At 54.0% G+C, this 12,033-nt stretch carries 8 protein-coding genes; 1 reads left to right on the forward strand and 7 read right to left on the reverse strand.

Annotation, left to right across the window (positions count from 1 at the left end; translation table 11 throughout):
* The 3 genes from QZ303_RS03785 to QZ303_RS03795 all read right to left on the reverse strand — a co-directional run bounded on the left by QZ303_RS03785 (position 1) and on the right by QZ303_RS03795 (position 3,773).
* Positions 1 to 1,152 (reverse strand): ABC transporter permease, encoded by a 1,152-nt coding sequence (locus QZ303_RS03785; RefSeq protein WP_295729315.1) that lies wholly within the window; start codon positions 1,150 to 1,152, stop codon positions 1 to 3.
* A 67-nt stretch (positions 1,153 to 1,219) separates the two neighbouring features.
* Complete coding sequence (locus QZ303_RS03790; protein WP_295729317.1) at positions 1,220 to 2,242, reverse strand: efflux RND transporter periplasmic adaptor subunit; 1,023 nt, start codon at positions 2,240 to 2,242, stop codon at positions 1,220 to 1,222.
* Positions 2,243 to 2,270: 28 nt separating this feature from the next.
* Entirely contained in the window at positions 2,271 to 3,773 is a 1,503-nt protein-coding gene (locus QZ303_RS03795; protein ID WP_295729320.1) for a TolC family protein, read from the reverse strand.
* A 267-nt stretch (positions 3,774 to 4,040) separates the two neighbouring features.
* On the opposite strand from QZ303_RS03795, the gene QZ303_RS03800 reads away from it, so the two are divergent.
* Entirely contained in the window at positions 4,041 to 4,556 is a 516-nt protein-coding gene (locus tag QZ303_RS03800; protein WP_295729322.1) for an outer membrane beta-barrel protein, read from the forward strand.
* A 153-nt stretch (positions 4,557 to 4,709) separates the two neighbouring features.
* On the opposite strand, the gene QZ303_RS03805 is transcribed toward QZ303_RS03800, so the two are convergent.
* From QZ303_RS03805 to QZ303_RS03820, 4 genes are all read right to left on the reverse strand, one after another.
* Positions 4,710 to 6,344 carry a RagB/SusD family nutrient uptake outer membrane protein gene (locus QZ303_RS03805; protein WP_295729325.1) on the reverse strand — a complete coding sequence of 545 codons (1,635 nt, stop codon included), beginning with the start codon at positions 6,342 to 6,344 and terminating at the stop codon, positions 4,710 to 4,712.
* A gap of 18 nt (positions 6,345 to 6,362) precedes the next feature.
* Positions 6,363 to 9,443, reverse strand: coding sequence for a TonB-dependent receptor (locus QZ303_RS03810; protein ID WP_295729328.1), 3,081 nt, complete (start codon positions 9,441 to 9,443; stop codon positions 6,363 to 6,365).
* Between the two features lie 131 nt (positions 9,444 to 9,574).
* On the reverse strand, positions 9,575 to 10,360 hold the full coding sequence (locus tag QZ303_RS03815; protein ID WP_295729331.1) for a glycoside hydrolase family 16 protein: 786 nt from the start codon (positions 10,358 to 10,360) through the stop codon (positions 9,575 to 9,577).
* A gap of 352 nt (positions 10,361 to 10,712) precedes the next feature.
* Positions 10,713 to 11,978: a DUF4965 domain-containing protein gene (locus QZ303_RS03820; RefSeq protein WP_295729336.1), complete on the reverse strand. Its 1,266-nt coding sequence runs from the start codon at positions 11,976 to 11,978 to the stop codon at positions 10,713 to 10,715.
* Positions 11,979 to 12,033: the final 55 nt, after the last annotated feature.

Consider the following 12,033-nt stretch of genomic DNA (forward strand, 5'->3'; position numbering starts at 1 on the left):
TCAGGGGATATAAACGGGATGATATGCGTAGCGACGCAGCTTCCACAGCATGGTGAATGGGAGCGCGAGGAATGCGATCAGCGCGACGAATTCCCAGCGGCAGTAGTATAGTTCGTAGCCGTTGAGCGCCGTGTTGATGTAGATAAGGAAGTAGTAGCGGATGGGGAGGATGTAGGAGAATATGCCAACACCTCCGTACATCTGTTCGACGGGGAATGAGAATCCGGCAATCGAGAATGAGAGTATGCCCGTGAGCGACAGTATCGACAGGGCGAACCGCAGGTTGGGGATTATGGCGCAGATGAAGAGGGCGAACGCCTGGCTCGCGGCGATGAACAGCAGCATGGCTGCCACCATACCCCACATACTCCCGTTGAGCGGGAAATGGCTGAAGCCGTAGAGAATCCCGAGGATGGCCATACCTACAGTGGCGAATATGATAAACTGTGGTATGAGCTTTCCGAAGCATGCCTTGACTATTGAGCCGCCGGCATCCTCTATCCACCGGATGGAGCTTCCACGCTTTATCTCCTGAAGGAAGGAGAATGCCGTAATCTGGAATATTATCAGCTGCAATGCGCAGGGGATGAATGAGTTACTGAGGTAAATCGAATAGTTGGTCCAGGGGTTGCCGTAGGGATGGCCTTGTGTCACCACAGGCTGCACCATGTTCTGCACAAGCTGTTCGCCGACTCCCGCGCTTACCAGTGAAGTGACCATTATGCCTCCGGTGGTGGTTACTGCGGTCTGTTTGAATGATTTGAACGACAGAGACCCGGGCACATAGTATGCGAGATTGACGTAGTAGGTGATGGTGGTCTCCTTGCCGCTGACGGCATCACGCTCGAAGTCGGCGGGAATCATGAAGAAACCGTAGATCTTTCCTTTGCGCAGAAGCTGCATGGCCTCGCTGTAGCTTTCGGGCGCATAGGCCACGTCGACCAGCTCGCTTGCTGCGAGGTTGCGCGCCGTGCGCCTGGAGGTGGTGGTATGGTCGAGGTCGACTATGGCGGTAGGCAGTTGCAGAGGGAGGCCTGCGCTCATGAGGTCGAGCAGGAACCATGCCGTGACCATCGGCACCACTACCATCACTATCAGATAGAGCGGTCGGCTTGTGAGCTGCCGGAAACCGTCGATTATGGCTTTGCGCATGGTGGAGGGGATTATAGGGAGGATAGGGACATTAGGAAGGATAGGGACATTAAGGATTTTGAGGGCATCAGTTGGGTTTGTGCCAGATTACAGTCATGCCGGGGCGCAGGTCGTCAATCTGCTCGTTGGGGCGCACCTTCACCTGGAATGTGCGCGAGTCCCATTCGCCCGTCGCTTTCGTGGCACGCCATGCGGCGTAATCGCCCATGTCGCGTACGTAGTAGACAGTGCCTTTCACCTTCTTCTTGTCAAGGGCCGGAATCTCGATTTCAATCTCTTTGCCTACGGTAAGGTCGTTGAGCAACTGCTCACGAACGTTGAAAGTCACCCACTTGTCCTGCACCTTCAGGAGGCTCATAATGGGAGTGCCGAGTGACACCAGCTCGCTCTCGTGGGGATATATCACGTCGATCTCTCCGTCGAACGGGGCGGTGAGATACTGGTCCTGGAGCAGGGCTTCCACTTCCATCACACCTCCGGCTGCCGCATCGACCATAGCCTGCGAGCTTTCTTTGTCCTGGGGCTGTGCGCCCTCCTTGGCCATCTGATACTGGCTGCGGGCCGCGCTCTCTCCTGCTTTTGCGGCCTCGAATGCGGCTTTGGCTTCGTCGCGGCGCTGCTCGCTCACTACATCCTGCTTGTAGAGGTTTTCCATGCGGGTATAGGTCTTTTCTGCGATGTTGCGTGCGGCGATGGCCTGCTGCCAGAGGTCGTAGGCACTTTGCACTATCTGGGTGCGCGTGCCGGCGTCGATCTTGCGGTTCTGGGCGGCTGCGGCGTTTTTCACCGCTTCGGCCTGGTACATCTTGGCATCGGCGAGCGAACTGTGGATATGCACGAGCGTGTCGCCGGCCTTTACTTTCTGACCCTCCTCCACGTAGATTTCCATCACGCGCCCCGGAAGCTTGCCGGATATGCGTATGGATGTGGCCTCGGCCTGTCCTTCAAGGATGTCGGACTTCGGCTTGAGGAAGAGGAAACCTATGAGAGCCACCAGTGCGGTGACTATGACCACTATGACGAGTGAGCCTACGAGCTTGCTGTCGCGCTCTTGTTTTACCGGTGTCGGGGTTGAATCGTTAGTTGCCATGGGTGTGTATGCGATGAGGTGAATTTTGTTAGTTGCGTGGGTATTCGAGTGTGCCGAGCACCTTCGACAGGTAGACACGGCACAGGCATACGTCGATTTCGGCGTCGATGTTTTCAGAGTTGGCTTTCAGCCATGCGGTCTGCGCTTCCATCACGTTGTCGGTGGTCTGCACGCCGGCCTTGAACCCGAGCTGTGCCTGACGGAGGTTCTCGTCGGCCTTGGCGAGATTCGAGCGTGTCATGTCGTAGGTTTTCATGGCCTCGCGTGCCTTGTAGGCCGCCTGGCTTACCTGCAGGTCGACCATCTCCTTGGCGTCCTCCAGATGCAGGCGCATGATGTTGGCCTCTGTGCGCGCGGCGCGGTACTTGTTGTAGTTGCCGCCCCAGTGCCACAAGGGTATGCGTATCACTCCTCCGATATGCCAGGAGCCGCCGAACTTCTTTTCAAACCCATAGTTCATATTTGGGTTGCTCACGGTATATGAACCTACCAGTGCCGCGGTCGGGAGCATCGACGACATGGCTATATGGCTCTGTTGGTCGGCGATTTTTATGCCGAGCCGGAGGGCCTGCAGGTCGTGGCGGCGCGAGTACACGTCGGCCATGTTGTAGGTGGTGGCTATAGGCGCCTCGTCGGCCTGCGGGGCATATTCGTCCTTGAGCGTAAGCTCGGTGTTGACAGGCAGTCCGCATATCTGGGCCAGGGCCATGCGCGAGAGCGACAGGCCGTTGTCGACTTTCACGAGATCGACGTTGGCGGCGTTTAGCTTTACGTCGACCGTCAGGAGGTCGGAGCGCGTGGCCACCCCCTGGTCGATCATAGCCTGCACGTTGCGGTGCAGGGTGTCAAGCAGGGCTACGTAGCTCACTGCGAGTTTCTTTTTGGCGTTGAGCGACACCACCTGCCAATATGCGGCATCGACGGCGTAGATCACATCCTGCGCTCCGTTTTCATGCATTGAGCGTGCCAGCTCTTCCGCATATCCGGTAATCTTGTTCATGGCCACGATCTTCCCACCCATGAATATAGGCTGTGTGAGCGTCACCGCTCCGAAAAACACGTTGCTCATGTCGAAGCTCATCGCCGATTTCGGGAGATACGCCACTTGTTTAGGCACCGGCTTTCCGTCGACCACGAGCGGAAGCCCTGTCATAGGATTCGTCACGAGATCGAACGCATATCCCTTGCCGTCGAAATTCATTATGGGCAGGTGCTGGTCGGCGCTGAGGATGTTGATGTCCTTGGAATTGTGCATGTAGCCGCCAGCAAAGTCGATTTGTGGCAGATAGGCGGCGAAGGCCTCTTTCTTCTGATATCCGGCGACACGTATTCGTTCGGCCTGCATGCGCAGCTGCTTATTGTTGGCCATGGCCATGGTGCGGCATGAGTCGAGCGACACTGGGACGGCCGGCGCTGTTGACGTATCGGGCATTGTCTGTGCCGTGAGGCTCAGGCAAGTGGCAATCATAGCCATCGACAATGCGGTCGGAAGGCTGTGGCGGAAACTGATGTGGAGAAATGACGGTCTCATAAATAATAGTTGCTTGTCGGTGTCCGAAAGCTCGGCGCAAAGTTAATGCAATATGTTAACAACATTAGTTGAATAAAAGTTGATATATTCCGACAAATGGAGTAAAATGTAGTCTGTTTTCCCGGGAGAGTATTAATGATGGCGCCATGTGTGTCCCGGTTCCGGATTTTTGCTGTAAAACCGGTATATGTAGGACCGGGAATGAACCAAGTCATTTTACGTTTGTTAATACGATGTCATTAATTTTAAAACATAAAAATAAGGGTTATGAAAAAGATCATTTGTGCTTTGATGATGCTGGTAGGCGCAGTGTCGGCCATGCAGGCGCAGACAGAGATTACTGCAAGTTACGGTGCGTACACGCAGATGGATGCCATGGATTGCCATGATGGCGGCCCTTCCGTCAACACGGCATGGGGCGCACTCAACGCCGGCATCAACTTCCACGTGGCCCCCGGCTTCTGGATCGGTCCGAGCTATACATTCTCCAGCACATCTCGCAAGCGTTGGGATGACAACAAGTTCTATTATCATGCCATTATGCTCAACGTGCGTTACAACTACTACCGCAATTCGATTGTCACCATGTATGCCAAAGGCGGCCTCGGCTCGGTAATCACACATCAGACATGGCCTGACGACAGCAAGAACAAGGCATATTGCGCATTCCAGATCAACCCCATATGCGCACAGGTGGGACTGAGCAATGTGATCACGATGTTCGGCGAACTCGGTTTCGGAGCACAGGGCCTGTTGCAGGTGGGTGTGAAGATCGCTCTATGATTTTGTGACAGTAAGATAGTATGTATAAATGAAGGGGGCATGCCGCGATCGCGGCATGCCCCCTTAGGCTGGAGAGAAGAGGAGAAGGGGCAGGGACAATAGGGAGGTTAGGTACGATAGGGAGAGTAGGGAAATAAAAACTTTAGAGAAGCCTTACTTCCATTCATCGTGCTGGACCAGATTGTCGTTGGTATCGATTTCGCCCTGCGGGATGGGCCATACTGTATCCTGTGCGCCGCGCGGGTTCTGGTGGTTGAGAGTGCCGAATCCGTTGGCACGGTCCTGCTGCATGCGCTTTTGTGCTTCGCCGAATTCGCCCCAGCGGTAGAGGTCGGCGAAACGCAGGTCCTCGAAAGCAAGCTCTACGCGGCGTTCGTGGCGCACGATCTTGCGGAGGTCTGCCTGAGAGAGTGCTTTGTTTTTACCTTCGACATCATCGATCTTGGGCATTCCGACACGCTGGCGCACTTCGTCGATACAGTCTTTGGCCGTCTGTGTGTCTGTGCCCTTTTCAATGAGAGCTTCGGCGTAGCTCAGAAGCACCTCTGCGTAGCGGATCACGTAGTAATCAAGCGAACCGTCATATTCATTCTGGGTGTTCTCAGGAGTGTACCATTTGAAGATGTGGACGGTAGAGGAGGCACCGCATGTTTCCTTGTATGAACCGTTCCATGTCATACCCGGCACGAAGAGAGTGCCTTTGAGTCGGGGGTCGCGGTTTTCCCACATGCGGAGATCCTGATTAGTGCGGGTGTATTTCTTGTCACCGTCTTGAATCAGTTCCTTGGGGAAAAGCGAGGATTCTGTGATGGGGAGTCCGTCGGTGCAGTAATATTCGTTGGCGAGGTTCATGGATGCCTCGATGGCGTTCATCGGGGCTTTCCAGGCAATGCCGAATGTCTGGCCTTCACCTAAAGCCGGGCCTTTGTAGTGGACGCTTAGAAGCACTTCGTCGGCATTCTCGTTGGCCTCTGTGAAGAGATTGCGGAAATTGGCGTAGTTGTCAGACCCATCACCGTCCTTGAACAGCTGTGCCTTGCCGTAGACCTGCTTGTAGGCATCGATAGCATCATCGTAACGTGCGGCGAACAAGGCGATACGGCCGAGGATGGCGTAGCCGGCTTCACGGCTCATGCGTCCTATCCCATTCTGTCCTTTGACGGGGAGAGCCGGAAGGTTGGCTTTAAGCTCGGCGATGGTAGCATCGACAATCTGAGACTTTTCCGTCTTGGCGACCTTGGCTGTGGCCATGGTGAGCGGTTCGGTGAAATATGGAACGTCGCGGAACGTGGAGGTCAGGTTACAGTATCCGAGCGCGCGGAGAGCCATCGCTTCGGCGCGATAGAGGTTCTTTACTGAAGCATCAGCCGGTATGCGGTCTATGTTTGCCGTAACCTCGTTACAGCGCTTAATCAGCTCGTAGTTGGCCTTCCAGTACATGGAGAAGCATTCGTCGTTGGTGCCTGAGGTGCACTCGCTGATCGAGCTGCCGAGCATCCAGTTGCCCCAGGTGTGGTCGCCGTTGTCGGTGGATGTCTCACGAGAGAGGAATCCGAAGTTCCAGTTGTCGAGATGGTCATTGTAGAGATTCATTGACTGCATGGCATCGTAGCATCCGGTGAGTGCCATGAGAGCGTCGGCCTCACTGGCCCAGAAGGTGCCTGACGACGGCTGGTTAGGGTTGTTGACATCGAGAAAGTCATCGGAGCATGATGTCGAGGCGAAAGCCATTGTGGCCACGATTGCGCCCCCTAAGAGATTTTTTATGTTGAAGATTTTGTTGTACATGATTAAATTCCTCCGAGATTAGAATTGAACATTAACGCCGAATGAATATGTTTTCATTCCGGGGTGTACGTCCTGACGGGCATCGCCCGAGGATTTCTCCGGATCCCAGTTCTTAAGGCTGGTTATTGTCCACAGGTTGCCGCCGGAGAAGTAAAGGCGTATGCTGGTAATGCCGGCCTTGTTGAGCACAGGCTGACGGAATGTATAGCCGACCTCGACGGTCTTTAGGCGCAGATAGCTTGCGTCCTCAAGCCAAAATGACGAGTATTTGTCGTTGGCGGAGTTGCCGATGCGCGGCATCGAGCCGCCGGGATTGGTCTCACTCCAGCGGTCGAGGAAGCGGTCGGTGAGGTTGCCACGGATATCGGAAGTGGTCTCCCAGCAATAGCGCTTGATGCCGCCGACACCTTGCCAGAATGTGTTGAGGTCGAAATTTTTCCAGGTGGCGCCGAGGTTGAACGCATAGCTGATTTTCGGGAACGGGTTGCCGATGATCTGGCGGTCGGTGTCGGTCACGTCGCCATTACCGTCGGTATCCTCATACATGATGTCGCCGGGGCTTGGGATAGTGCCATACTGCTTCACCACATTGCCGTTGGCATCGACGCGGTTGTTTACATCGTCCATCGAACGGTAGATGCCGATTGCTTTCAGCGCGTAGTATGAGCCGATGGGATCGCCGACTCGGTTGATGTTGTTTCCTGAGATACGTTCGTCAAGGTTGCCCATTTTCAGGATTTCATTCTTTACGTGAGAGATACTGAAGCCTGCATTCCATGTCCAGTCACCGTAGGAGTCGAAGTAGTTGACGCTCCATTCAAGGCCACGGTTGCGCACGCTGCCTGCGTTCTGGTAGGGAGCGCCAAGGTTGCCAAGGAAGATTCCGGGCATTGCGAGCTGCATGAGAATGTCGGAAGTCTTTTTGTCGAACCAGTCGAATGAGGTTGTGATGCGATTGTTCCATAACCCGAGGTCAAAGCCGATGTTCCAAGTGCGTGTGGTCTCCCAGCGGATATCATTGTTTGGCACCGATGTGGCCACCATGCCGGCCTGCTTGTCCTTAATAGGATCGAAGAAGTAGTTGGCAGTTGCGCCGAGGGTCGCTACGAATGCGTAGTTGCCGATTTCCTGGTTTCCGAGTTTACCCCATGATGCGCGGATCTTACCCATGTTGAGGTATTCTTGAATGTTGAGCATCTCGAAAAACTTCTCATTGGTGAACACCCATCCTGCCGATACCGAGGGGAAGGTGGCGTAGCGGTTGTCCTTGGGGAATCGTGATGAGCCGTCTCGACGGATGTTGAACTCAATCATGTAGCGGTTGTCATAGATGTAGTTGATGCGACCGAAGAATGATTGGAGACGGTATTCCTCTGATTTTCCTGCGGAAGTCGGGTTCTTCGTACCACCGTCAAGCTCGTAGATGTTGTTGGTGGGGAATCCGGCTTTGCCGGCGGTTGTGCTTCGATATTCCGAACTGATTGCGGAGTGTCCGGCGAGGAGGTTGATCTCATGTGCACCGAAGCGTTTGTTGTATGTAAGGAGGTTCTCGATGGTCCATGTGGCGTTGTTGTACCAGTAATCGGTAAGGGAATTCTCTGTGGAGCCGGCCTTGACAATGTTACCTTCGGCATCATAGCGCTCGCCACCGGTGGGATTGAACTTCTTGGTGGTGTTCATGTCGAAGTTGTATGCGAGGTTGAGCTGGTATTTCAAGCCGTCGTAGATGTCGATCGCGGCCCATGCCTTGCCGTTGAAGAACCATTTGTAGTTGTTTCGGTATCCGTTGGTCATTGATTCGAGCGGGTTCTTCACCATCTCCGCATTGAGCCCTGTAGATGCCGTCGCCGATCCGTCCTGATAGCCGAAGTGTCTGTTGGAGTAATATGCGGGGACTGTCGGACGCGTGAACCATGAGATGTAGCGCATCACACCGCTTTCACCGCCTACGTCTACGCTCGGCTGTGTGATTTTGCTGCGCGAGCCGAAGGCGTTCATGCCGAACGAGAAGCGTTTGTACTTGGTGTCGAGGTTTAGTCGGAATCCGATGCGCTCGACGCCGGTGCGCAGCATGATACCTTCCTGGTTCTGGTAGGAGAGCGATGCCATGTAGTGCGTATTGTCGGAGCCTCCCGACACACCAAGGTGATGTTGCCACATGGGTGCGTTGCGGAGCACCTGGTCGAGCCAGTCGGTGTTTGCGTAGTGGTCGGGGTCGCTTCCGTCGCGCAGTTTTTGGAGGGCTGTCGCGTCATAGGTCTCGTCGCGGTTGGTGGCTTTCATTGATTCGTTGCGCATGAGCGCCCAATTGTAGCTGTCGACATATTCAGGCAGCGTGCCGGGGGTCTGCAGGGTGTAGCTTCCCTGATAGTTTACCGACAGTTTGTCGGACTTTTGTCCACGCTTGGTGGTGATTAGGATCACGCCGTTGGCGGCACGCACACCATAGATGGAGGCCGAGGCTGCATCCTTGAGCACGGATATATTCTCGATGTCGGCAGCCGGAAGTTCAGAGAGCTGCGAGATAGGTGCTTCCACTCCGTCAATGAGTAGCATCGGGTTGTTGTTGCCGAAAGTGCCGATGCCTCGTATGCGTATCTCGGGATTGTCGGCGCCGGCCTGTGCGCCGTTGGCGGTCATCACGAGTCCGGGGAGTCGTCCCTGGAGGAGGGTCGCCGTATTGGCTACCGGAATGTTTTCGATATCCTTGGCGGAGACTGCGGCTACCGATCCGGTAAGGTTGACTTTCTTTTGGGTGGCGTAGCCTACGACCACTGTCTCGTCGAGCATGTGGCTCGCCGGCTTAAGCACCACATCGAGCGATTTGTTGTCGCCCACGGCAAATGTGGCCGGAGTATAGCCAATGTAGCTTATCTGGATCTTCTGGCTCGGATCGGCATCAAGCCTGAATTCACCGTTGAGATCTGTGATCACGGTCGTTTTCGTGCCCTTGATCTCAACCCTGGCACCGATCAGCGGCTCACCGTCGGGATCGGTCACGACTCCTGTCACCACGGCTCCGTGGGCCATGGCGACGGCGCATACCATGGCGCTTGCGGCCATGCTGCGGCGGAACTTACTGCAATAGTTCACACTCATAATGATTGGATAATAGCGGGGTTGCTCTCTCCGTTATGCGGAGACAGTAGTGCCCGAGGGTTAATTGATAAGATTGAGTTATTGTGTTTTTATGAATTGCTTATGTTCATGGTATGCCGGCATGAAAGGAATCATTGAGCCGGTTCGTAGTATCGCACCCAGTCGATTTCCATTTCCACGGGGAGATCCTTGGAATCCACTTCGCCCACCCATTGGCCTCCAAGCTGCATGTCTATAAGCAGGTATTGAGGTATGTAGAAGGGGAACTGCCCATCGGCGCCGTCGTTGATTTTCGGATATGTAAGCGTAGGCTTGCCGTTTATGAAAAATACGACCTTGTCGGGATGTATTTCCACGCCGTAGACGTTGAATTCCTCGCGGTTGATTGGATATATGCCTGTCGACTGCGGGTTGGCGGTACGTCCGAGGTCGTAGGTGTAGTGGGAGTGTACCGTCTGGTAGGCGCCGTGGTTGTTGTTGAGGCGCTCCATGATATCGATTTCTCCCCCCATGGGCCATTTGTTGTTTTCATGGTCGAACGGAAGCAGCCATATTGCCGGCCATGCGCCTTTGGCGCCATGTAGGCGAGCACGGATTTCGAAGCGTCCGGGATTGAAGGATTTCTTGTCCTTGGTCCAGATGCCGCCGGTAAGATATGGGGCGGGATCTTTAGTCGTGTCATCGTTTACGATACCACGGAGTTTCAGCGTGCCGTCGCTTATCTCGAAAAGGCGAGGGTCGGACGATTGCGTGTTCTGCCAGTCCGGATTGCCACGGGTGCATTTGCTCCAGACGGTAGAGTCGATTTGCGCACAGTCAAAATTCTCTTCCCAAGCGAGACGCCAGCAAGGCTCCCGGGTAGAGCCGCCTTGAGCGGCGGTGGACAGCAACGGGACTGCTGCAAGGATTATAGACATAAATCGATTCATTTGATGGTAGGGTTAGTAAGCTTATTTTAGGTATGTATAGTATTTAAGGGCAGTATAATGATGTAACCGCGCTCATGGTTACATCATTTGTTCGATTGTCTGATATTTTTTTAATCTTTTGTTAAAAACAAAGGTAATATATTAAATTTTAAAATTATTAACTACCCCCCCCCGTTTTAGTATTATTTAACTAAAAAAATACAGATATTACCTTGTTTGGGGCGCATATGTTAAAATACATCCCTCTTATCCGGACATAAAAATGGCGGTGTGTCATGCATGACACACCGCCGTGAGATAGGCGTGATGGATGAAAATCCGGTCAGTTCCGGGTAAGAGGTTACTTGTTCATTTTAGGCTCAAGCATCTTGATAAAATATCCGCCTACGACTGCACGTGCCTGGAAGCCGCGTTGGTCGGCCTTGTCGGTGTATACCCAGTCGCTCATCGGCACACGGTTACGTGTCTCGTTCATGAACTTGTAGACGGGGCTTATGAACCGACGGAAAGTGTCCTTGTCGGGAGCCATCGTGGCTGTCCACATGATCCAGTCGGTTTTTGTGTAGGTCTCTCGATTGTCGAGGGGCAGTCCGTAGACGTTCTGTTTTGAGAGATAATAGGGGATCTCCTTTTTCATGATGGAGTCGGGGAACACATTGTAGTCCATGAGTTTGTCCCATACCATGTTGTACTTCTGACTCCAGGTGCCTTCCTTGTCGAAGGTTAGACGGTAGTGGTCGCCGTCGTTGGCCATCTGCTCCCATTTTGCGGCCATCTCACGTGCCATGCTGTCGTATTTGGCAGCCGCATCATCCTTGCCGAGCATCTTTGCCAGGTAGCTGTAGGATTCCAGACCGAGGATTGCCTTGACGGAGAGGTTGGCATTGTGGGCGAAGTGGCCGGCGAAGTCGTCGGTGCATAGCTGGTTTTCGGGGTCGAGGCCGTATTCGGCGAGGTATTTCGCCCATGTGGTCAACACGGGCCAATGCTTGGCGGCATAATCGGCATTCCCTTCCATCTTCGCAAGTACGGCGGTGAGAATCAGCATGTTGCCACCCTCTTCGACCGGCATGTCACCGCCGTAGGTCTGGCCGTTTGCGAGGGGATATGTGCCTACGTCATGAGCCGGGAATGGCTTCACCCATCCATACTGCTCGCTATAGTCGAAGATATGGTTCATCAGGCCCTTTACGAGTTCGGGATTGTATAGCAGGAACATTGGAGCCGAAGGATAAGTGATGTCTACCGTACCGATTGATCCGTTGGAGAAGTTCTCTTTTGAGAACCACAGTATTTCGCCGTCGGGGGCCTCTACGAGCTTATGGGCGGCGATTGCCTGGCGATATGCGAGCGCGCAGAGTGCGGCATATTCCTCCCCACCGACCTCTGCGGCCTCGGCGAGCATCTTTTTGTCGAATTCTGCGGTCTCTTTCATGATTTTGTCATAGTCGGTAGCGGCGGCAGTGATCTGCTTCTCAATCGAAGAGTCGGCATCGCGGTTCCAGTAGGGGCGCAGGTTCTGTCCGAAGTACTGTATGGAATACTCGTCGTCGTAGGCAAACATGATGTAGCCGTCGGCCTCTTTCACATTTCCCTTGTCGATTATGAATTATTACTGTCCGCTAAACTTTAGAGGGCGATTGAAAAATAGGACCGATTCC

This window comes from uncultured Muribaculum sp., from assembly GCF_910583865.1.
In the GTDB taxonomy this organism is placed as follows: domain Bacteria; phylum Bacteroidota; class Bacteroidia; order Bacteroidales; family Muribaculaceae; genus Muribaculum.

Excerpts from the sequence above, each read along its gene's own strand:
- QZ303_RS03815 (WP_295729331.1), bottom strand. The coding sequence starts at position 10,360 with ATGTCTATAATCCTTGCAGCAGTCCCGTTGCTGTCCACCGCCGCTCAA.
- QZ303_RS03800 (WP_295729322.1), top strand. The coding sequence starts at position 4,041 with ATGAAAAAGATCATTTGTGCTTTGATGATGCTGGTAGGCGCAGTGTCG.
- QZ303_RS03790 (WP_295729317.1), bottom strand. The coding sequence starts at position 2,242 with ATGGCAACTAACGATTCAACCCCGACACCGGTAAAACAAGAGCGCGAC.
- QZ303_RS03805 (WP_295729325.1), bottom strand. The coding sequence starts at position 6,344 with ATGTACAACAAAATCTTCAACATAAAAAATCTCTTAGGGGGCGCAATC.
- QZ303_RS03795 (WP_295729320.1), bottom strand. The coding sequence starts at position 3,773 with ATGAGACCGTCATTTCTCCACATCAGTTTCCGCCACAGCCTTCCGACC.
- QZ303_RS03810 (WP_295729328.1), bottom strand. The coding sequence starts at position 9,443 with ATGAGTGTGAACTATTGCAGTAAGTTCCGCCGCAGCATGGCCGCAAGC.
- QZ303_RS03785 (WP_295729315.1), bottom strand. The coding sequence starts at position 1,152 with ATGCGCAAAGCCATAATCGACGGTTTCCGGCAGCTCACAAGCCGACCG.